Origin of the sequence: Olleya sp. AS48 (assembly GCF_038900355.1) — a bacterium.
Lineage (GTDB): Bacteria > Bacteroidota > Bacteroidia > Flavobacteriales > Flavobacteriaceae > Olleya.
Window position 1 is genome coordinate 128058 of sequence record NZ_JBBMRD010000008.1, and the last position, 22407, is coordinate 150464.

The window sequence follows — 22407 nt, forward strand, 5'->3', positions numbered from 1 at the left end:
GTATGTTGATAAAAGACCTTGTTAATCACCTTGAAGAAATTGCGCCTTTAAATTATGCTGAAGATTTTGACAACGTAGGATTATTAATTGGCGATAAAAACACTAAGATAACCAACGTATTGGTAACTTTAGACACATTGGAAGATGTGGTTGACGAAGCAATTGCTAAAAACTGCAACTTTATATTAAGTTTTCACCCAATAATTTTTAAAGGCCTTAAAAGTCTTACCGGAAAAAATTATGTAGAGCGTACCGTTTTAAAAGCCATCCAAAACAACATTGCTATTTACGCTATACATACAGCCTTGGATAATGATAAAAATGGTGTTAATGCCATGTTATGTGATCAACTTAACTTAACTAATCAACGCATATTAATACCACAAAAACAAACCATAAAAAAACTAACAACTTTCGCACCAGAATCAGAAGTTGAAACCATAAAAAACGCCTTATTTAAAGCAGGTGCAGGACAAATTGGAAACTATTCTAACTGTAGCTTTACAACAAAAGGGATAGGGTCATTTAAACCTAATCAAGAAGCTAATCCTACAATAGGTCAAAAAGGAGAAAATTATATCGAAGCTGAAACACAAATAAATGTCACCTTTCAAAAACATTTAGAATCTACCATTTTACAAACTTTATTTAAAACACATTCTTACGAAGAAATAGCTTTTGAAGTAACCACTTTAGAAAATACAAACCAAAATATTGGTATGGGAATGATTGCAGAACTAAAAAATCCCAAAGCCGAAATTGAGTTTTTGCATTATTTGAAAGAAAAAATGGAAATTTCAGCAATTAGACATAGTAAATTAACAAATAAAAGAATAAAAAAAGTTGCTGTATTAGGAGGTTCCGGAAGCTTTGCTATAAATGCAGCAAAAGCAGCAGGAGCTGATGCTTTTGTAACTTCAGACCTTAAATATCATGATTTTTTCCAAGCAGAAAACAACATTTTATTAGTAGATATAGGACATTATGAAAGTGAACAGTACACAAAAATTGGTTTAGTAGCAATACTTACGAAAAAAATCCCTAATTTTGCATTCATTTTATCGAACACAAATACCAATCCTGTTAAGTATTTTTAAAATATGGCAAAGACAAAAGAAGCAACAGTAGAAGATCGCCTAAGAGCGTTATATGATCTACAATTAATAGACTCTAGAATTGACGAAATAAGAAGCGTACGTGGAGAATTACCTTTAGAGGTTAGCGATTTAGAAGACGAAGTTGCAGGATTAAAAACTAGATTAGAGAAATTAGAAGATAGTTTAAGCTCTGTAGATGCTGAAATTACTGCTAAGAAAAATTTAATTGAAGAATCTAAAACTTTAATTAAAAAATACTCTGAGCAACAAAAAAATGTTAGAAATAACAGAGAATTTAATTCTTTAACTAAAGAGGTTGAATACCAAGAGTTAGAAATTGAATTAGCTGAAAAGCATATCAGAGAATTTAAAGCTCAAATTGAGCAGAAAAAAGACGTTATTGCTAAAACTAAAGAGCATAACAAAGAGCGTGAAAACCACTTGAAACATAAAAAAAGTGAGTTAGATGCTATCTTAAAAGAAACTGAAAAAGAAGAAAAAGCACTTATAGACAAGTCTGAAGATTACAAGAAAAAAATCGAAGCGCGTTTAGTAAAAGCTTACAACCGTATTAGAGTAAACGTAAAAAATGGTTTAGCTGTTGTACCAATCGAAAGAGGTGCATCAGGAGGATCTTATTTTACAATTCCACCACAAGTACAAATGGAAATCGCTGGACGTAAAAAAATTATTACAGATGAGCATAGTGGACGTATACTTGTTGATGCTGCTTTAGCAGATGAACAAAGAGAGAAAATGGAAAAAATGTTTTCTAAATTATAGAAACCTTTTTCATTATATTATAAAGCCTTTACATAACGTAAAGGCTTTTTTATTGCTATATATTTATTTTTTTAAGAAATAATTATAAGTAAATAAGCAAGGATGTTATAATTTATACGTCCAATTGAAAAAGAAAAGAAAAATGAAAAAATTATTATCAGTATTATTTCTAGCCTTATTATTTAGCTGTAACAATCAAGCCCAAACCAATCCTAAACAAGAAGCTATCAAAACAGCAACTCCAGTAACTGTTGCATTACAAAACGGAAAAGCAAAAGCCTATTTTGCAAGTGGTTGTTTTTGGTGTGTAGAAGCTGTATATGAAAGCGTTAAAGGTGTAGACGAAGTTATTAATGGATACGCAGGAGGTCATACGCAAAATCCTACTTACGAGAAAAGTAACACAGGTCAAACAGGTCATGCTGAAGCAGTAGAAGTTATATACGATCCAAAAATTGTAAGTTTTGAAACCTTAGTAGACGTTTATTTTGCTTCGCAAAATCCAACACAAGTAAATGGTCAAGGTCCTGACAGAGGCAGTCAGTACAGATCTATTATTTTTTATCAAAATCAAGAACAAAAAGAAATTATTGACGCAAAGAAAAAGGCATTAGCTGAAAAACTAAATAGTACAGTTGCTGCCGAAGTTTATCCGTTTCTAAAATTTTGGATTGCCGAAGACTATCATCAAGATTATGAAAAATTACATCCTGAAAATCCTTACATACAAAATGTTTCTATTCCTAGATTAAATAAGTTTAAATCTAAGATGCCAAACATCTTAAAATAAAACGACCTAAAAAACTGTTTATCGGTTAAATAAGTTATTTTAGCGATTAAAATTAAGCTGTAAATGTAATTAGACTCGCTAAGCGCAATACTAATTACATTTACAATAAATCGTTATTTAACCTATTAATCCCATGAAACAAAAATTACTTATAGTATTTTCTATCGTTTTCTTTTCAATTTGTTCTGCTCAAAATACAGAAGTAGTTTTATCTGTTAATTGGCCACAATGGTCAACAGAAAATAAAGTTGAGTTTTATGATCCTAACGGAACATTATTAGAGACTATAGATAACGGTTATGATGGATCTGGTAGTCAAGCAAATCCTTACTCCACTTCAACCATCCCTATGGATTACCCAGTAAACAATAGTACTACTGCTGGTTACTATGTTATCGTTTATGATACTTATGGTGATGGATGGAATGGATCAGGTAGCTTAACCATTACCACTGATGGTCAATCGGCATTTACATTTAATGGTTCCTTTAATACGTCTGCTACCAATAGCGAAATTTCGCAAACAATCTACTTTGCTTTAGAACAACCTGCTCCTCCTTTTCCGGGAATATCTCAATTTGATTCCAGCGGAAACAATTATATTGAATACATACCAGGTAATATTCCAATCATAATTTCAGCGCCACATGGTGGTGTAAAACAGTCAGGTCTTACTATTGGAGGTACTTCATATCCTGATAACGATAATAGTTTACCTGATAGAAACTGCGGAACGGTTGAAAGAGATGACAATACTGATATATTAATTAGAGAAATACAGCAATCTGTATATGATCAAACAGGTTGTTATCCATACATTATTATAAACAATTTACACAGAAGTAAATTAGATCCAAACAGAGCGTCTGCTGAGGCTACATGTGGAGATTCAGATGCGCTATTTTATTGGAATGAATACCATAATTTTATTGACACTGCAAGTGCTGATGTTATGAACACGTTTGGCAAAGGTCTTTACATAGACTTACATGGTCAAAGTCATGCTATACCAAGAATAGAAGCTGGTTACAATATTTCGGCTTCAGATTTAAATAACACGACTACAAATTTTCTTAATACAGTATCTAATTCTACAATTTCTAACTTAGTAACTAATAACATTGGAGGATTAACACAAGAACAATTAGTAAGAGGTCCAAATAGTTTAGGTGGTATATTTAGTGATACTGGAGGTGCTTTTTACAATGCACAAGGTTACTCTCAATGTGGTGTTAGTAGTGGATATCGTACGCTTCCAAGTGACTTTAATGGAGGATCAACAAGTTGTGATGACACACGTCCTTATTCTAACTCGTATTTTGATGGAGACTTTTACAGCAATAAACGTCATGGATCTGGACCTGCAGCAAGCGATGGACTTGGTGGTGGTGGAAGTATAGATGGTATAATGACAGAAGTTAATAGACGCGTAAGAGATTTAGGGACTTACAATGGAAATACGTATGATACTAGACCACAAACATTAGTACCATTTGCTGATGATTATGCTACAGTTATTGTATCCTTTTTAGACATACATTATAACGATTTTGCAGATTTTGAATACGCTTCAAACAGTTACAGTATAACGGATAGCAATCCAATGCCTATAATTACAGGTAGTGCAATTGGTACGTTCTCTAGTACGCCAGGATTAGTAATAAATGCAGTAACTGGAGAAATTAACACAGCAGCATCAACAACAGGAAACTATACAGTCACTTACCAAATTGATGCTTGTAATAATTATAGTTCGACTTTTAATTTGGATATTACAGATAGCACATTAAGTGTTATGGATATTGAAAATATTAATTTTAAGTTATACCCAAATCCAACAGATGGTCTGGTATCATTTATATCTAACATACAAGTAACCAACTTTAAAGTCTATAATATATTAGGCCAACAAGTAATTGATAAAAACCCAAATAGCAAAGAAGCTACAGTAGATTTAAGTCAAATTAAATCAGGATCTTACTTTATAAAGATTTATAGTTTTGATAAACTTATAGGTTCAAAAATGATTATCAAAAACTAAAGCTTAGTTGCTTTAATTTCAAAAATAAGAGGATATAGTTTTTCTTTTAATTCAAAATTGCCAGATTTAGTTTCTATTAAGTCTGGCAATACGTTATACGGACTTTCATCATATTCATTTAGATAGTCAATGTGTAACCCAGCTTCGGTTAAGGCATTTATAACTTCGCCTAAACCATGATTCCATGAATAGGTCTTAGATAGTACATCAGCAGTTTCATCTGCATAAGTACCTTGTTCTTCTTCATAAATAACCTCATCCCTATTATAAGCATAGCGCATTACAGGCTTTTTTTCTAAATAATCAAACATCCAAACTATCGGATGAAACTCTGCTATATAAAAGATGCCACCTTTGTTTAAACTCTCAGCGATCATTTTTCCCCATGGTTTTAAATCAGGTAGCCAACCTATAACTCCATAGCTTGTAAACACTATATCAAAAGTTTCCTTGACATGAGTAGAGGTGTCTAAAACATTACAACAAACAAATTTGGCATTTAAAGACAAATCGTTATTTAAAGTTTGGGCTAATTTTATACCTTCATCACTAATATCAACACCCACGCACTTAGCTCCTAACCTGCTCCAACTAAGTGTATCTTGACCAAAATGACATTGTAAATGCAACATCGATTTACCGCTAACATTTGGTAATGCCTTTAACTCATAGTGTTTTAAGGATGTTTCTCCTTTTTTAAAGGCATCCATATCATAAAAGTCACTCGTGGCATGAATTTTTACTTTTTCGTTCCAAGTAGATTTATTGGTGTTAAAATAATCAGTTTTCATAATATTGGTATTTGTTCCCAATTTAATATTTCTATTTTAAATAAAAGGCTTCCGTATCTTTGCTATAAAAAAATGATGAAAAAATTATTACTTATATTTATGGCCATAGTTAGTTTTTCTTGTAAAAAAGAGGTTAAACCAACTCAAATACAACTGACTACTGCTCAAAAAATTGCTAACGCTAACGGAATATCACATTGGAAAAATGTAACCCAAATTGACTTTACTTTTAACGTAGATAAAGATAGTACACATTTTGAACGCTCTTGGTCGTGGCAACCAAAATCCAAACAAGTTACGCTAATTACGGATAAAGACACTATAACGTACAACAGAAGCAATATGGATAGCACAGCAATGATGGCTGATCGTGGTTTTATAAATGATAAATTTTGGCTTTTAGCACCTTTTCAAATATCATGGGATAAAGGCACAACTATTACTGATACAATTGTAGAATTAGCGCCAATTAGCAAGGTTAAACTAAACAAATTAACACTAACATATACTAGTGATGGTGGTTACACACCTGGTGATGCCTATGATTTTTACTACGATAAAAACTACATTATTAAAGAATGGATTTTTAGACAAGGTAATACTTCAAAACCCTCAATGATCACAACTTTTGAAAATTATCAAGACTACAACGGTATTAAAATAGCTAAGGATCATAAACAGAATGATAGTAATTGGAACTTAAATTTTTCTAATATTTCAATAAAAATGAATTAGAAAACGTCCAAATTAAAACTTAAAACGTATATAAAGTAATTCCGCTTTATGCGTCAACATATATCTCAAAGGGTTTCATAATTTATATTTATGAAACCCTTTTTTTGTCTTAACCAACTACTTCCTTTCTAACCTAATTATTCTTATTTTTGTTGGACACCTAAAAAACAAACCATTTTGACCAACTATAAATTAGGTTTAGATTTTGCTAAACAATTAGATAACGAAGACCAATTGGCTGACTACCGTCAACAATTCCATATTCCTAAAGACAAAAACGGAAAGGATTTAATTTATTTCTGCGGAAACTCATTAGGTCTTCAACCAAAAATAACTAAAACTTATATTGACCAAGAGCTTCAAGATTGGGCAAATCTAGGAGTAGAAGGACACACCGAAGGTAAAAACCCTTGGCTACATTATCATGAGTTTTTAACAGATACTATGGCTAATATCGTTGGCGCAAAACCATTGGAAGTTGTAGTAATGAATTCATTAACTGCTAACCTACATTTTATGATGGTTAGTTTTTATCAACCTACACCTAAGCGTTATAAAATTTTAATAGAGGCTGATGCCTTCCCTAGTGATAAATACGCAGTAGAGTCTCAATTACGTCATCATGGCTATGACGACAAAGAAGGCTTGATATTATGGAAAGCTAGAAAAGGCGAAGAACTAGCCAATTACGACGATTTAGAAGCTATTTTAAATCAACATGGTGACGAGATAGCGTTAGTAATGATAGGTGGTGTAAACTACTACACAGGACAGTTTTTTGATTTAAAACGAATTACTGATTTAGGTCATAAACATGGCTGTGTTGTTGGTTTTGATTGTGCTCATGGTGCAGGAAATGTCCAATTAAATTTACACGATTCTGGTGCAGACTTTGCAGTTTGGTGTACATACAAATATTTAAATTCTGGACCAGGAAGTTTATCTGGTGCGTTTGTGCACGAGCGTCATGCTAATAATAAAGATTTAAATAGATTTACTGGATGGTGGAGTCATAATAAAAAGACACGATTTAGAATGCGTGACGATTTTGACCAACTTCCAGGTGCAGAGGGTTGGCAACTTTCAAATCCACCAATATTATCTATGGCTGCTATTAGAGCGTCTTTAGATGTAATACAAGAAGCTGGATTTGATAAGCTTTGCGAAAAATCAAAAGTATTAACTGGTTATTTTGAGTTTTTAATAAACCAATTAAACAACAAGGATATAAAAATAATTACTCCTAGTAATCCTAACGAAAGAGGATGCCAACTGTCTATCCAAGTTAAAAATGCAGATAAATCTTTGTACGACAAGTTAACAGATGCTGGCGTTATAACAGACTGGAGAGAACCTGATGTTATCAGATGTGCTCCTATACCATTATATAATAGTTTTCAAGATGTTTACAATATGGTGGAGCGTCTAAAACAATTACTATAATTTTACTTTGAACACTTTTTACAAAATAATAAGTGATGAAACAGTATTACTAAAACTAAAGAAAAAAAGTGATATTGGATTTTGGCAATATCAAATACTAGGGTTACTAAGCTTTTTTGCCAATAATCAATTTGATTATCTTTTTATCACAAACAAAAGAATATTAGTCTTAATTAAAGACACTGTAGTTACAAACATAGAGTATCATAATTTTAAAGAATTAAAATTTAACAGCATGAATAATACTTTAAGTTTTAATGACTCAAATAATCAACAACAACAGTTATCCTTAAATAAGTTAAGATTAACTTACGAAGAGATACAGTTAATAAAGAAAAAATTACATGCCTAATAAACAAAACATATTAATCATTGGTGCAGGACTTTGCGGAAGCTTACTAGCACTAAGACTTGGACAAAGAGGCTATAATGTTAACGTGTACGAGATGCGTCCCGACTTACGCAAAACTGACATATCTGCAGGTCGCTCTATCAATTTAGCATTTTCAGATAGAGGTAATAAAGCAATGAAATTAGTTGGTATAGAAAAACAAGTAGAAGCACTTTGTATACCAATGAATGGTCGAATGATTCATGATAAACAAGGTAACACGTTCTTATCCAATTATAGTGGTCGTGATCATGAATATATAAACTCGATATCAAGAGGTGGATTAAACGCTTTACTTTTAAATGAAGCCGAAAAACATGATAATGTTACCTTTCATTTTAATAAAAAATGCAAATCGGTAGATTTTGAAAACACAACTGCTCTTTTTGAAGATTATACTTCTAAAGACAAATTTATTGAAGATGCCGATTGCATAATAGCAACAGATGGAGCTGGTTCTGCTTTACGCAAAAGTTATTATTTAGAGCGTAAATTTTTATTCAGTTTTTCTCAAAACTACTTAACACACGGTTATAAAGAGTTAAGCATATTACCAACAAAAACAGGAGATTACAAAACATACAAAAACGCCTTACACATATGGCCTAGAGGAGATTTTATGGTTATTGCACTACCAAATTTAGACGGTAGCTTTACTGTAACACTATTTTTAAGCTATGCTGAAGGTGAATATAATTTTAACAACTTAACTAATCCAGAAATTGTAACCGAGTTTTTTCAAAAAGAATTCCCAGATGCATTAGCTTTAATGCCTAATCTGGTGGAGGACTTTTTTGAAAACCCAACAGCTCCTTTAGGTACAGTAAAATGTTCTCCTTGGCACTATAAAGGCAACACCCTATTAATGGGAGATTCAGCACACGCAATAGTACCTTTTTACGGACAAGGCATGAATGCGTCTTTTGAAGATGTTGTCGAGTTTGACGCTGTATTAGATAAATTTGAAGGCGATTGGGAAACTGTTTTTACAGAATACGAAAAAACTAGAAAAAAAGACACAGATGCTATTGCAGATTTAGCTATAGATAATTTTCACGAAATGAAAGACCACGTTGGTCAAGCTATATTTCAAGAAAAACGCGCGATTGAAATGGCCTTAGAAAAAGAATTTCCAAATGATTATTTCTCAAAATACTCAATGGTAACTTTCAAAGAAGACATTCCATATCACACTGCAATGACAAAAGGAAGAGCGCAAGACAAAGCTATTTTAAACTTACTAGCAGATAAAAAAATTAACACAACCGATAATTTAAGTAGTATATTTAAACAAGTAAAGGAAGAAACCGAAGCTATTTTACAAGACGATAGAGTTGCAGGATTGAAGTAACTAAAAATTAGCAATTAGCAATTAGCAATTAGCAATTAGCAAAAATGAAAATAATTTAGGGCTTAAAAATAAACTAAGTAAATTATAAAGCCCTCAAATCAATTCAAAAGAATTGAAACATCAAGGCGAAGAATAGATGAAGAAAAGCTCCGAAAACAGGAGAACGCAGTTCGACGTGGAGTTTTCAAATCGGTTTCAGTTTGCAAAACTGAAAATTCCTTGGCTTGATCGTGATTTTTTGGTTCGTTTTGCATCAAGGCAAAATGAACAGAAAGAAGGAATAATGAGATCCTGAAACAAGTTCAGGATGACGCAAAAAAAATAAAATTAATGAACCAAGGAACTAAAGTAACACCAAGAGGAGCCTATCCACACGTAAAACAAGTTGGCGATTTCATTTTCGTTTCAGGAACAAGTTCTCGTAGAGCAGACAACACTATCGCTGGAGTTGATATCATAGACGAGATGGGAACAAAAAAACTAAACGCTTACACACAAACGCAAGAAGTTTTAAAAAACATAGACACCAATCTTAAAAAAGTTGGAGCCAGTTTAAAAGACGTTGTAGATGTGACTTCATTTTTAGTAAACATGAATGACTTTGCAGATTATAATAAAGCTTACGCTGAATTTTTTGATAAACAAACAGGACCAACCAGAACCACAGTTGCTGTACATCAATTACCACATCCTGATTTAGTGGTTGAAATTAAAGTAATGGCTTATAAGAAACAATAAATGAAGATTCAAAACTACATTAACGGAGCATTCCATAATCCATTGCAAGACCTTTGGATAGACAATTACAATCCTAGTAATGGAGAAGTTTACGGACAAATTCCAAACTCGTCAAAAGAGGATGTAGAAAACGCATATATCGCTGCAAAATCAGCTTTTCCAAGTTGGTCACAAACTAGTATAGAAGTGCGTAGTAGAATATTAATAAAGATTTCAGAGTTATTAGAAGCTAACTTACAACGCTTTGCAGAAGCCGAAAGTAAAGACAACGGAAAACCAATTAGCTTAGCAAAAGCAGTAGATATACCAAGAGCAGCAAGTAACTTTCGTTTTTTCGGGAATGCCATAACACAATTTGCCAGCGAAAGTCACGAAAGTATTGGACAAGCCATAAATTACACCTTACGTCAACCCATTGGTGTTGTTGGTTGTATTTCTCCTTGGAACCTTCCACTCTATTTATTTACATGGAAAATCGCTCCAGCAATTGCTGCAGGAAACTGCGTCGTTGCCAAACCAAGCGAAATCACTCCAATGACTGCTTATTTATTAGGCGAGATTTGTAACCAAGCAGGTTTACCTAAAGGCGTTTTAAACATTGTACATGGCTTAGGAGGCTCAACTGGTCAAGCCATTATTGAGCACGAAGACATCAAAGCGATTAGTTTTACAGGAGGCACAGCAACAGGAGCACATATTGCAAAAGTAGCAGCTCCAATGTTTAAAAAACTATCGTTAGAATTAGGCGGTAAAAACCCAAATATCATTTTTGCAGATTGCGATTATGATGATATGTTAGACACAACAGTGCGTTCATCATTTGCTAATCAAGGTCAGATTTGTTTATGCGGAAGCAGAATCTTTGTAGAAGCTTCTATCTATGAAAAATTCAAGAAAGATTTTGTTGCAAAAGTAAAGGCTTTAAAAGTTGGTCATCCATCTGAAGCATCCACAAATATTGGAGCATTAGTATCCAAACCACATTTAGAAAAAGTAAAAGAATATATAAATATCGCTAAAGCGGAAAATGGAATAATCCTTTGTGGCGGAAATGAAGTGACTGTAAAAGGTTATGAAAACGGTTACTATTTAGAACCAACAGTTATTGAGGTACCAAATGATGACTGCAGAGTCAATCAAGAAGAAATTTTTGGACCTGTAGTTACTATTATGCCATTTAAAACAGAAGACGAAGTATTACTAATGGCAAACAAAGTAAAGTACGGTTTATCAGCTACACTGTGGACTAACAACCTAAAACGCACCATGCGCATGAGTAACCAATTACAAGCCGGAATAGTTTGGGTTAACACGTGGATGATGCGTGATTTACGAACGCCTTTTGGCGGTGTAAAAGCTTCTGGTGTTGGACGCGAAGGTGGTTTTGAAGCCTTACGCTTTTTTACTGAAGCTAAGAATGTTTGTATAAAATATTAGCTGCTATTAAAATAAGAATTTTATTCGCACGTCATTCTGAACGCGTTTCAGAATCACATCACACAAGTTTTGTCTAGATTCTTTAAAAAACTAGTATTTAACATCTAAGCAAACCCATCAAATCACTTCTTTACAAAATCAAAATATTGAAAACCAATAAAGACATAAGTGTAAAACAAGCCATTACCAAAGGGCAAATCATGGTCAACGTTCCCGTGTTTTTATGCTTAATTGGCACACCTTTATTTACTTTATTCCTAGCAAAGCAAGGTGTGTTTCCAGAGTGGGTAGCAGTAATTGGTATGTTTATAGGTTTTGTTTTTGCTTGGATAACGTGGAGTGTTTTAATAACAAAATGGCGCATTTGGGCATTTACCAATGTTAGAAATGTACACGCATTAAAAAAAGAAGCCATACGCAGCATGCTTATTTGGGAAGACGGAACCTCTTTTGAAAAAACAGAATACCGATCCAAAAAAGACAAAATAATTCTAGATACACTTGATAAAAAATTTATTCAGAAAGACTTGGTCTATGAAGATCCAAAAGTACCTCAAGAAACAAAAATTTACTTTTCAATTACTACAGCTTTTTTTATTGTTTTATTTTTATCAATAGGTGTAACCTCTGGAGCTTATTTGATGTTTGAAGAAAAGAACAAAGATTTCCTAATAGGCTTATTTATGTTTATAATCTGCTTATTTATTTTAACACAAGCTTTTAAAAAATTAATAAATAGAGAACCTCAATTAATTTTAAACAATAAAGGAATTACATTATCCGACAACACTTTTGTAAGTTGGTCTGAGATATACGAATTAGAAATATTAAGAGAAGGTTTTGGGAACTCTGCTCAACATTATTTAAAATTCTGTGACAGCAATTACAACTATTCTAAAATAGAGATTGATAGTTTTAATCTCTCTATTAGAAAATTAGAAAACAGTTTACAGACTTACCAAATACGCTATAACAACAACAATAAAGTTTAAAAACATGAATCTAGACTTAAACAATAAATACGCATTAGTTTGCGGAAGCACAGCAGGAATAGGAAAAGCAACCGCTTTAGCATTAGCTGAAGAAGGTGTACAAGTAACACTGATTGCTAGAAATGAAAACAAGTTAAAAGCAACGTTAACCGAGTTACCTCAACATAGAAATCACGATTATATAGTTGCCGATTTTTCTAATCCGAAGGAATTAAAAGAAAAGGTAGAAGCGTATATAAAAGACAATCATGGGTTTCATGTATTGGTAAACAATACAGGTGGACCAAAAGGAGGACCAGTATTTTCGGCAAATGTAGACGAATTTGAAGCTGCTTTTACTCAGCATTTAAAATGTAATCATGTGTTAGCACAAGCAGTGGTTCCGTTTATGAAAAATGAGGGCTTTGGTCGCATTATAAATGTAATTTCTACATCAGTAAAACAACCTTTAGATGGACTTGGCGTGAGTAATACCATTCGTGGTGCTGTTGCCAATTGGAGTAAAACATTGGCTAATGAGCTTGGTCAATTTGGTATTACGGTAAACAATGTTTTACCTGGTGCGACAGGTACAGATCGTTTGGCTGAAATTATTAAAAATAAATCTGCTAAATCAGGAAATACAGAAGAAGAATCTGCAAATGCTATGAAAAGTGCTGTGCCTGCAAAACGTTTTGCAAAGCCTGAAGAACTAGCTGATGCAATCACCTTTTTAGCAAGTGAACGCGCTGCTTATATTAACGGAATTAATCTTCCGGTTGATGGCGGAAGAACAAAGAGTTTATAATTCTATCTGTCATTGCGAGATTTTTTTCTTTTTAAAAAATCGTGGCAATCTGTTCAATTATCACTAATTTTATTGAATTGATGAATTTGCGTTAAGGATTACTCACAGATTAATATTTTAAAATATTGATTTCGTGAACCTAAAGGTTTGAAAGGTTTGTTTGAGCTCCTCGCAGAGAGCGAGCCTTGAAAGCCTGACCCTATTTAGGGAAACGCCCAAAATATTATAATATGAGTAAATTATTTCCACCTATAAATTTTAAAGCTTGGATTGAAGAAAACAGACATCTTTTAAAGCCACCAGTTGGTAACAAAGTGGTTTGGAAGGATGGCGATTTTATTGTCATGGTTGTTGGTGGACCAAATAATAGAAAGGATTACCATTACAACGAAACACCTGAATTTTTCCATCAAATTGAAGGTGATATTATCTTAAAAGTTATTGAAGATGGTGTCCCAAAAGACATTCATATTAAAGAAGGTGAAATATTTTTATTACCACCAAAAGTACCACACTCGCCACAACGTGGTGCAAATACAGTTGGTTTAGTCATTGAATACCCAAGAGAAAAAGGTGTGCAAGATGCTTTACTTTGGTTTTGTGAAAATTGCACAACTAAATTGTATGAAGAAGATTTTACAGTAAAAAATATCGAAACTGATATGCCAAAAATATTCGATAAATATTATGGCGATTTAGACAAGCGTACATGCCCAAACTGCTCGGCTATCATGCAACCACCCCAAAAGGTAAAATTAGAAAACTAGTTAGCAGTTAGCAAAAAAACAAAGTCGGGATTAAAAATAACATTAGCTTAATTGAAAGTCCCCAATCAATTTGTAAAATTGAACGCCAAGGCGAAGAATAGATAAAGAAAAGCTTCGAGATCAGGAGAACTATGTTCGACGCGAAGTTTTCGTATCGATTTTCAGTTTAAAACTGAAAAATTCCTTGGCTTGGATGTCTTTTTTTGATTCGTTTTTTGGACAAGCAAAAAATGAATAGAATAAATAATTAAGACAAAGATTGCCAGGTTTAAAGACCAGCAATGACAAAACATATGGAAAAACGCAAACTTAGAATTAACGGTCACTCACACTTATTGCCATATCCAGAGGAAATCCCTCAATTTATGCAAGACAAAGAAATTTTTTGGGTCGATAAAGACCGAAAATTTATGCTTCAAAAAGATTGGAACAGACCAATTACAGATTCTAGTTTCTTTTTAGATGAAAAACTAGCTTGGATGGAACGTTTTAAAATTGACCATGCTGTTGTTTTAAATCTATCGCAATTATATGGTAATGGTTTGCGTGTAGAAGAAATGAAGCAAGCCCTTAAATTTCAAAACGATTTTAATGCCAAAGTGCAACGCGAAAACCCAAGTAAATTTACTTGCGGTTTTGTAGTACATCCTGGTTTTGTTAGAGGAGCCTGTTGGGAAATTGAACGTTGTGTGGAAGAATTAGGCATGCAATTATTATGCTTACCAACCCACTACATGGATACTATAGGAACGTGGCGTTGTATTTTTGATGAAGAAAATGAGCCTATTTTTGAAATGGCTAACAAGTATAATCTAGCTGTAGAAATCCACCCTTACGATGGTGAAAAGTTTATAAAACTAGAAAACACCTCTTGGCGTTTTCATTTAATATGGATGTTGGCACAATGTGCAGATGCGTACCACTTTTTAACATTAAATGGTTATCAAGATAAGTACCCAAATATGCGTACTTGTTTTGCGCATGGTGGACAATTAGCACAAATAAACTTAGGACGACGTATCCAAGGTTTTGATGGTAGACCCGATTTATTTGAAGGAAAAAGTCACCCAAGAAAAGCGGTTGGACATAAAAACATCTTTTTTGACACTTTAGTACACGATACTGGTGGATTAGATTTATTATTGAAAAACCAAGGTTCTAAACAGGTGTTAATGGGACTTGATGATCCTTATCCTTTAGGGGAAATGGAAAGCGAAAAACAAAGCTCGTACCCTGGAAAAATTTTAGATTTAGCCATAGACCGAAAAATCATTACAGAAACAGAACGTGATGCTATTTGGGAAGACAACGTAATCCAATGGTTATGTGGAGATGACCAAGCTGCTAAAGACAAACTTGTTAAACGTATTTTAGGATAATGAAAAAAGAGTCTTTTTGGGATAGTGTAGCAAACTACATTAAATTTAAAACTATTATTCCACTGATAGTTTTAGCAGTATTACTCATTGTGCTTTTAATAAAATCACTTTACAACACTATAATAGGTTAAACATTATTTATGTACTTTTTACCAGAAAAACTAGACGACTACGTGGTTGCTCACAGTCAAGATGAGCCTGAATTATTACAACAATTAACTAGAGAAACGTATCAAAAAATATTACAACCTATTATGTTGTCCGGACCTTATCAAGGTCGCGTACTTAGTATGATTTCTAAATTAATAAGACCAAAATCTATTTTAGAATTAGGGACTTTTACTGGCTATGCTACTTTATGTTTAGCGGAAGGGTTGCATCCTGAAGGCGAAATACATACTATTGATGTTAATGAGGAGTTGGAAGATTTTCAGCGTAAATATTTTGATAAATCAGAATTTGGACAGCAAATACATCAGCATTTAGGAAGCGCAATTGATATACTTCCAAAGCTAGACAAATCTTTTGATTTGGTATTTATTGATGCTGACAAACCTAACTACGTTAATTATTTTCATTTAATAATAGATAAATTAAGACCTGGCGGAATCATATTATCTGACAATGTTTTATGGCACGGGAAAGTAGTTGAACCAGTGGATCCAAAAGACGTTTCTACCAATGCTGTTTTAGAGTTTAATACACTTTTAAAAGAAGACCCAAGAATAGAAACCGTTTTATTACCTATTAGAGATGGCTTAACTATTAGCCGAAAAATATAATATTACTAATGAGTAAATTAGATATAAGAACCGTTGATGTTACACAATACATCACTCCTCTAAGAGAAGGTGGTTCTTTACCTGCTATTGTAAAAGCAGATGACGACTTTTTATACGTTTTAAAGTTTAGAGGTGCAGGACAAGGAAAAAAAGCATTAATTGCCGAATTTATTGGTGGCGAATTAGCAAGAGCTATTGGGTTAAAAGTACCAGAGTTGGTTTTTATGAATTTGGATGACTCGTTTAGCAAAACAGAACCAGATGAAGAAATACAAGACTTACTTAAGTTTAGCGTAGGTTTAAACCTAGGACTACATTATTTAAGCGGTAGTATAACCTTTGATCCTTTGGCATCCGTTGCAGATCCTTTGACAGCATCCAAAGTAGTATTATTAGATAGCATTATTAGTAATATTGACAGAACAGTTAAAAACCCTAATGTACTTAATTGGAATAAAGAGTTATGGGTTATTGATAATGGAGCAAGTTTTTATTTTCATCATAATTGGGAGACTTGGGAGAATCATTTAACCAGAACATTTCCGTTAATTAAAGATCATGTTTTATTAGATCGTGCTTCAAAATTTGATGAAGCATCGCAACAAATTATTGAAATATTAAGTTTAAATACTATTGACACTATAATTAATACCATACCTGAAGATTGGCTAATAAATGAGTCTGACACTTTTACGCCAAACCAAATGAAAGCTGCTTACAAAACGTATTTAAACTCCAGACTTGAAAAGATTAACTTACTAGTTAAAGAAGCTAAAGATGCAAGATAAAGTTACTTTTGAATACGCGATAATACGTTTAGTACCTAAAGTAGAACGTGAGGAGTTTTTTAACATTGGTGTTATTTTATTTTCTAAAAGAAAAAAATATCTAGAGGTTAAATTTAAAATAGACGAGGCTAAATTGGCTGCATTTGCATGCGAACTAAATATAAAAGAACTAAATACATATTTAAAGTCTTGGGACTTAATTTGTAAAGGTGACAAATCTAGCGGAACTATTGGACAGTTTGAATTATCCGACAGATTTAGATGGTTAGCAGCTTCACGCAGTACAGTAATACAAAGCTCTAAAACTCATTCTGGTATTACAGATAATCCAGAGAAGGAATTAGAAGATATTTTTAAAAACTATGTTTTGTGTGAAAGTACTAGCAAAAAATAAAAACTAACTATATGGACTTTACTTTATCTATAGAAGAAAACGAAGATTTTTTTACTAATAAGATGATTACTTTTGAAAAAAGATACATCCTTCAGCATTATTTTAAAAACAGAATTAAAATAAACGAAGTAGAAAGACGCATATTAGAAAATTGCCATACTGATGAAATCGAACCTATTGCTTTAATTGGGTATTTACTTGGTGACAAAAGTCCGTTAAACATTTTTAGATTACGACTTGGTTCATTTTTTAAAAGTGATTTAGAGTTGGCTAAATGCTGCAAAGATTTAATTACTGAAAAAGATATTAAAGATGCCGAAGCTATTTTGTTTCATTATGAATATGAAGAAAACGACCACATAGAGAGACCCATTTTTGAATATTACTACAAACGCCCAAAAACTAATTAGCTATTTAATATTATCCTTTGTAACCATTACATTAGCTAAATAACTTGCATCTTTAGACACACCACCTAATGTCGCAGAGCCACGTGTATACATCCAAGGTAAACCAATAAAGTATAATCCGTCAATATTGCTAACACCTCTATAATTTTTTGGATAACCATTAGCATCCAATTCTAAACCTTGTATCCAATTAAAATTGGGACGATAACCTGTTGCCCAAATCACATTTTTAATGGTTGAAACTTTTTGTTTTTCAAAAAAGACATCATTATTTAAAGCATCCTTTGTACGTCCTACAGCAATTACATTCTCTCTTGTCAAAATTCCCTTAACATCTGTTCCAATAACGGGTTGTGTCGATGAGTTAATTTTTTTTCCTATCCAACTATACTTACTATAACTTAAAAAACCAACAACAGTAAACCACCACCACAACGTTTTACCTAAAAAATTTTGAGGTAACGATTTTACTGTTGTATCACCAGAAAAGTAAACTGTTCTGGATGCATCCTTAGAGATTTCATTTAGTATTTGATACCCAGAATCTCCTCCTCCTACAACCAAAGCATCTCCTTGTTGTAATTGCCTAACACCTTTGTAGTAATTACTATGCATTTGCAAAGTGCTTTTAGAAATTTTGGTATGACAAGGTGGTGTATATGGTATATGGAATGGACCTGTTGCAACAATAACGTTTTTAGCTTCAATTTCGCCAGCTTTATGCTGAACAAAAAAACCTGTTTCAGTTTTACTAACAGAGGTCACTAAAGTGTTTACTTGTATTGGTATATTAAATTTTTTGACATAATTCTTAAAATAATTAGCAACATCAACCTTAGTTGGATAATATCCTTTAGGTGCATCAAATTTTAAGCCTGGTAAATGGTTATATTCTGTTGGTGTAAATAACTTTAAAGAATCCCATCGGTTTAGCCAAGATGCACCAACCTCTGACTCTCCATCAAGCACCAAAAAATTTACATCCATTTGTTTTAAATGAAAAGCCATAGCCAATCCTGCTTGTGCGCCACCAATTACTACATAATCCAACATCTAAATTCCTTTTTTAATTTAGTGCAAAAGTACCCACAATTTATCAATCTGAGCAATAAAGACTAGCTCAAGATTAATTCATGATTATTAAACCTATTGATAATACTCATTAAAAAAAAGACTTAACTCGACCAAACGCCTTTTTCACTAGTTACTATTTATTTAATAAGCTAAATAGTATACTTTTATAATATGAAGCATAAATTAATACTGATTTTTATAATTCTAATTGCACAAATAATTAGTGCTCAAAATACTGCTGAGGATAAAACCTTGACTTTAAACGACAATATTACATGGTTAAATAATTTTGAGAAACTAGAATTAAAAGTCAATAGAGTTACTATTTTCAAGCAGAAAATAAACGCTGACACACTATTTAAAGCTCAAACTGAATATTCTAGAATTAAATTTAAAAACAAAAGTAAACCTGCTTTTTTCACAGATAAATTAGAGTGCGATTGTAAGATTATGTTTTTACTAAATTTAAACGAACCTAATTATTATTTACTTGATCCTATAGCGTATCCTAAAACGATAGTGGTTCTAGAATTAATAAACTCTTATAATATTGAAGATTTTTATATTGTAAAACCAGCTAACGCTGCTGCTTTATTTGGAGAGCAAGCCAAATGCGGTGTCCTTATCCTTAAAACCAAGAACAAGCAATTTATTAATAAAGTAAAACAAACATTATAATTGCATGCAGAGAGTAGCAATTTAACAACATTTAACTAAAGTTTTTTATTGCCATTTATTTTTACGAAATTTAAGCTAATAACGTAAAAAATTAACCACTAAAACATAAACATGGATTGGATATATTCTTTAAGTGACCCTTTATGGGAAACTATTTTAGGAAGCCTAATATTATTTGTAGTCATTATTATATTAACCAGAATTATTGGATTACGCTCGTTTGCTAAATTTACAGCATACGACTTTGCATTTACTATTGCTATTGGTAGTATTATCTCTTCAACTTTAACGTCAAGTACTTCCATTACACATGGTAGCGTTGCAATTGCAGGCTTACTATTTTTAACTTATATTTTTTCTACTTTACAAAAAAAGTTTCCTAGTATAAACACTTTAATATCAAATAAGCCTTTATTATTAATGAAAGGTCAAACCATTTTACATGACAATTTAAAACATGCTAGAATTGAAAAATCGCAATTAATAGCTAAGCTAAGAGAAGCAAATGTGTTAGACTTTAAACAAGTTGAGGCTGTGGTTTTAGAATCCACTGGAGACATATCTGTATTACATAAATCTTCTGAATCTGACGACACAAATTTAAGTGCAACCCTATTAGAAGATGTTAGAGAATCGCCATGAAACACATCAACTAATTATATAAAAAGATTAACATTTTACTACTTAAAGTTTATTTAAATTTGAATTGTGAAAGGCAAATTAAACTTACATACAAAACATACGGTACTTCCTTTATTAGGATTAGTACTACTGTTACTACTTTCACCTTGTAAGGTTAGAAATTTTATTCAAGTTGAACTTGGCTTAACACAAACTGAAGTTTCAAACAAAAGCCAAGCGACTGTAAGTTATTTGGATTGTAATGATTTTGAAATTACCAATACTAGTTTTCAAAAAAGCACTTCTTCTGTAGACTTTACAGCAATAATACTTGATGTTAATACAGCATTTGTTGTATCAGATATTTCAAAAAGTTACTTACAACCTGACCAAAAAGGAAACTACTCGGTTTCTAAAATTCCCCTTTATATTTTATATCAAAATTTTAAGGACTATCTGTAATTAGATATTTTCTAGTCTAGAGTATCAGTACACACAAAGCTGATAACACTTTTTTGATAACCAAAACAGAAATTACAAGAATATACTTTCCGTTAATTTTAGCTATGGTAATATATACCATCTAATGACCTCTTGTTTTCTTAAATTTTAAAATATAAAACTGATGAAAAATTCAATCTTAATTTTCACAACTCTATTTAGCTTCATATGTGGAACTCAACAATTACAAGCACAAGATTTTAATACTACAAAAAATAATTACTTAATCCTTTCCAAAAATATCCCACAACTTAAACCTGTATTACTAACTGCCCAATCTTTAGCAACGGAAGACGGTATTAACTATGGTGACTTTTACGTAATTATTTGCGGTAAAACAGTAAAAGATATTCCTAATAACACTGAATTTAAAACCCTTTTAGAAGAAGCAAAATTCTTAAATATAAAAGTCTTTGTGTGTGGTATTTCACTTAAAAAATTTAATATAACACCTAAACAATTACCTGATAGTATTGTAGTTACAGAAAATGGAATCCTTTATGGTTTTCAACTTACAAAAAATGGATTCTTAACATTAACTATCTAATTTACTAAAAATGAAAACTATAAATATAAAAAATGACGCAGGCCTATTAACGCTGGCAATAAGACTAGTAATTGGATGGACTTACTTTTCGGCATTTTGGAGGCGTACCATTTTGGCAGATAAACTAGACCCAGAGGTTGCTGGATACATTGGAGAAAAGTTTAACCACTTTTTACCAAACGCTTTAGGTATAAAACCAATTATTCAATACCTAGTAGAAAACCCAGATATACTTTGGTTAAACATGGTCATATTTACAATAATAGAAGGAATTGTAGGTTTATTTATTCTCCTTGGGTTGTTTACTAGACTAATGAGTATTGGTGTCTTTGGATTAGCAATGGGAATACTTTTAGGGTCAGGATGGATTGGTACAACGTGTCTTGACGAATGGCAAATTGGTGTATTGGGAATTGCTACAGGATTTGTTTTGTTTTTAACAGGAAGCGGAAAATACTCTTTAGATAATTATTTAATAAACCGCAATTATACTTTCACTACAAAAAAATGGTTTGCTTGGTTAGGCTCTGGTATTCTACCAATTAAAGACCAGCTTTTTCCTAAAGTTGTGCTAATTGGGTCTTTAGCCATTTTAGGCATGACCTTAATGACAAATCAAGTTTTTCATGGTGGTTTATGGGGAACACTCCATAACAAATCTGTGAAACCAAAATTAGAAATTACTAATGGACAAATTGAAGATAACACATTATCTTTTGATGTTTTTAGAACAGAAGGTGTAGATGTTTATGGCTCTTGGGTTATTGGTATTGAACTATTTGACGATACAAATAAATTAATTATGAGTTATAATCAAGAAGAATTATCAAGCTTACAACCTAAAAATATCTCAAACTTTTATGTCGCTAAAATAAAACCTGGCAAACATAGTTTGATTGTTCCTTTGGGCGCAAAAGCAACATTACACTTAAAAAATGGTAAACTAACAACAATAACCAATAGTGAGTATACTATCAAGATGACAGATATTAGTGGTCTTAGCTGGGAACATAAGTTGACAGTAACTAATAAATAAAAAACAAAAAGCCTCTCAATGTTTTGAGAGGCTTTTTTAACTAACACTTAAAAT

At 32.3% G+C, this 22407-nt stretch carries 25 protein-coding genes; 23 read left to right on the forward strand and 2 right to left on the reverse strand.

The features are described 5' to 3' along the window. Nucleotides 1–2 precede the first annotated feature (2 nt). The 4 genes from WNY60_RS11265 to WNY60_RS11280 all read left to right on the forward strand — a co-directional run bounded on the left by WNY60_RS11265 (nucleotide 3) and on the right by WNY60_RS11280 (nucleotide 4711). A complete protein-coding gene (locus WNY60_RS11265; RefSeq protein ID WP_342862423.1) occupies nucleotides 3–1097 on the forward strand; it encodes a Nif3-like dinuclear metal center hexameric protein in 1095 nt (364 codons plus the stop codon). Nucleotides 1098–1100: 3 nt separating this feature from the next. After that, on the forward strand, nucleotides 1101–1880 hold the full coding sequence (locus tag WNY60_RS11270) for a C4-type zinc ribbon domain-containing protein (RefSeq protein ID WP_145002867.1): 780 nt from the start codon (nucleotides 1101–1103) through the stop codon (nucleotides 1878–1880). A gap of 142 nt (nucleotides 1881–2022) precedes the next feature. After that, nucleotides 2023–2670 (forward strand): peptide-methionine (S)-S-oxide reductase MsrA, encoded by a 648-nt coding sequence (gene msrA, locus WNY60_RS11275; RefSeq protein WP_339808335.1) that lies wholly within the window; start codon nucleotides 2023–2025, stop codon nucleotides 2668–2670. Between the two features lie 133 nt (nucleotides 2671–2803). Then, a complete protein-coding gene (locus WNY60_RS11280; RefSeq protein ID WP_342862424.1) occupies nucleotides 2804–4711 on the forward strand; it encodes a T9SS type A sorting domain-containing protein in 1908 nt (635 codons plus the stop codon). Here WNY60_RS11280 and WNY60_RS11285 read toward each other — a convergent pair. Further along, on the reverse strand, nucleotides 4708–5502 hold the full coding sequence (locus tag WNY60_RS11285; protein ID WP_342862425.1) for a class I SAM-dependent methyltransferase: 795 nt from the start codon (nucleotides 5500–5502) through the stop codon (nucleotides 4708–4710). The genes WNY60_RS11280 and WNY60_RS11285 overlap by 4 nt on opposite strands. 75 nt (nucleotides 5503–5577) lie before the next feature. Here WNY60_RS11285 and WNY60_RS11290 point away from each other — a divergent pair, with 75 nt between their 5' ends. The 14 genes from WNY60_RS11290 (at nucleotide 5578) to WNY60_RS11355 (ending at nucleotide 17896) form a co-directional block, all read left to right on the forward strand. Next, complete coding sequence (locus WNY60_RS11290) at nucleotides 5578–6237, forward strand: hypothetical protein (RefSeq protein ID WP_145006729.1); 660 nt, start codon at nucleotides 5578–5580, stop codon at nucleotides 6235–6237. A 177-nt stretch (nucleotides 6238–6414) separates the two neighbouring features. Beyond that, the gene (gene kynU / locus WNY60_RS11295) at nucleotides 6415–7680 is read left to right on the forward strand and encodes a kynureninase (RefSeq protein WP_145002879.1); all 1266 of its coding nucleotides are present in this window, start codon (nucleotides 6415–6417) and stop codon (nucleotides 7678–7680) included. 7 nt (nucleotides 7681–7687) lie between these two features. Beyond that, nucleotides 7688–8032: a PH domain-containing protein gene (locus tag WNY60_RS11300; RefSeq protein ID WP_145002882.1), complete on the forward strand. Its 345-nt coding sequence runs from the start codon at nucleotides 7688–7690 to the stop codon at nucleotides 8030–8032. Beyond that, nucleotides 8025–9422, forward strand: coding sequence for an NAD(P)/FAD-dependent oxidoreductase (locus WNY60_RS11305; RefSeq protein WP_342862427.1), 1398 nt, complete (start codon nucleotides 8025–8027; stop codon nucleotides 9420–9422). Before WNY60_RS11300 ends, WNY60_RS11305 begins: the two co-directional genes overlap by 8 nt. 330 nt (nucleotides 9423–9752) lie before the next feature. Further along, nucleotides 9753–10160, forward strand: coding sequence for a RidA family protein (locus WNY60_RS11310; RefSeq protein ID WP_342862428.1), 408 nt, complete (start codon nucleotides 9753–9755; stop codon nucleotides 10158–10160). Then, nucleotides 10161–11597 carry an aldehyde dehydrogenase gene (locus WNY60_RS11315; RefSeq protein WP_342862429.1) on the forward strand — a complete coding sequence of 479 codons (1437 nt, stop codon included), beginning with the start codon at nucleotides 10161–10163 and terminating at the stop codon, nucleotides 11595–11597. Nucleotides 11598–11743: 146 nt separating this feature from the next. Next, on the forward strand, nucleotides 11744–12589 hold the full coding sequence (locus tag WNY60_RS11320) for a hypothetical protein (RefSeq protein ID WP_342862430.1): 846 nt from the start codon (nucleotides 11744–11746) through the stop codon (nucleotides 12587–12589). A 4-nt stretch (nucleotides 12590–12593) separates the two neighbouring features. Then, the gene (locus tag WNY60_RS11325) at nucleotides 12594–13376 is read left to right on the forward strand and encodes an SDR family oxidoreductase (protein ID WP_342862432.1); all 783 of its coding nucleotides are present in this window, start codon (nucleotides 12594–12596) and stop codon (nucleotides 13374–13376) included. A gap of 230 nt (nucleotides 13377–13606) precedes the next feature. Beyond that, a complete protein-coding gene (locus WNY60_RS11330) occupies nucleotides 13607–14143 on the forward strand; it encodes a 3-hydroxyanthranilate 3,4-dioxygenase (protein ID WP_339808326.1) in 537 nt (178 codons plus the stop codon). A 293-nt stretch (nucleotides 14144–14436) separates the two neighbouring features. After that, on the forward strand, nucleotides 14437–15522 hold the full coding sequence (locus WNY60_RS11335) for an amidohydrolase family protein (protein WP_145002903.1): 1086 nt from the start codon (nucleotides 14437–14439) through the stop codon (nucleotides 15520–15522). Nucleotides 15523–15662: 140 nt separating this feature from the next. Continuing rightward, nucleotides 15663–16304: an O-methyltransferase gene (locus WNY60_RS11340; RefSeq protein WP_342862433.1), complete on the forward strand. Its 642-nt coding sequence runs from the start codon at nucleotides 15663–15665 to the stop codon at nucleotides 16302–16304. A gap of 8 nt (nucleotides 16305–16312) precedes the next feature. Further along, on the forward strand, nucleotides 16313–17092 hold the full coding sequence (locus WNY60_RS11345) for a HipA family kinase (RefSeq protein WP_342862434.1): 780 nt from the start codon (nucleotides 16313–16315) through the stop codon (nucleotides 17090–17092). After that, nucleotides 17082–17486 (forward strand): DUF3037 domain-containing protein, encoded by a 405-nt coding sequence (locus tag WNY60_RS11350; protein ID WP_342862435.1) that lies wholly within the window; start codon nucleotides 17082–17084, stop codon nucleotides 17484–17486. The genes WNY60_RS11345 and WNY60_RS11350 overlap by 11 nt, the downstream gene beginning before the upstream one ends. A gap of 11 nt (nucleotides 17487–17497) precedes the next feature. Further along, the gene (locus tag WNY60_RS11355) at nucleotides 17498–17896 is read left to right on the forward strand and encodes a hypothetical protein (RefSeq protein ID WP_342862436.1); all 399 of its coding nucleotides are present in this window, start codon (nucleotides 17498–17500) and stop codon (nucleotides 17894–17896) included. On the opposite strand, the gene WNY60_RS11360 is transcribed toward WNY60_RS11355, so the two are convergent. Then, nucleotides 17897–18949 carry an NAD(P)/FAD-dependent oxidoreductase gene (locus WNY60_RS11360; RefSeq protein ID WP_342862437.1) on the reverse strand — a complete coding sequence of 351 codons (1053 nt, stop codon included), beginning with the start codon at nucleotides 18947–18949 and terminating at the stop codon, nucleotides 17897–17899. It abuts the gene before it with no gap. A gap of 192 nt (nucleotides 18950–19141) precedes the next feature. On the opposite strand from WNY60_RS11360, the gene WNY60_RS11365 reads away from it, so the two are divergent. The 5 genes from WNY60_RS11365 to WNY60_RS11385 all read left to right on the forward strand — a co-directional run bounded on the left by WNY60_RS11365 (nucleotide 19142) and on the right by WNY60_RS11385 (nucleotide 22353). Next, nucleotides 19142–19648: a hypothetical protein gene (locus tag WNY60_RS11365; protein ID WP_342862438.1), complete on the forward strand. Its 507-nt coding sequence runs from the start codon at nucleotides 19142–19144 to the stop codon at nucleotides 19646–19648. Nucleotides 19649–19759: 111 nt separating this feature from the next. Beyond that, nucleotides 19760–20290 carry a YetF domain-containing protein gene (locus tag WNY60_RS11370; RefSeq protein ID WP_145002923.1) on the forward strand — a complete coding sequence of 177 codons (531 nt, stop codon included), beginning with the start codon at nucleotides 19760–19762 and terminating at the stop codon, nucleotides 20288–20290. 66 nt (nucleotides 20291–20356) lie between these two features. Beyond that, nucleotides 20357–20731, forward strand: coding sequence for a hypothetical protein (locus WNY60_RS11375; RefSeq protein WP_342862439.1), 375 nt, complete (start codon nucleotides 20357–20359; stop codon nucleotides 20729–20731). Between the two features lie 163 nt (nucleotides 20732–20894). Next, on the forward strand, nucleotides 20895–21317 hold the full coding sequence (locus tag WNY60_RS11380) for a sulfur reduction protein DsrE (protein WP_342862440.1): 423 nt from the start codon (nucleotides 20895–20897) through the stop codon (nucleotides 21315–21317). Nucleotides 21318–21327: 10 nt separating this feature from the next. Continuing rightward, entirely contained in the window at nucleotides 21328–22353 is a 1026-nt protein-coding gene (locus tag WNY60_RS11385; protein WP_145002931.1) for a TQO small subunit DoxD, read from the forward strand. Nucleotides 22354–22407 lie beyond the last annotated feature (54 nt).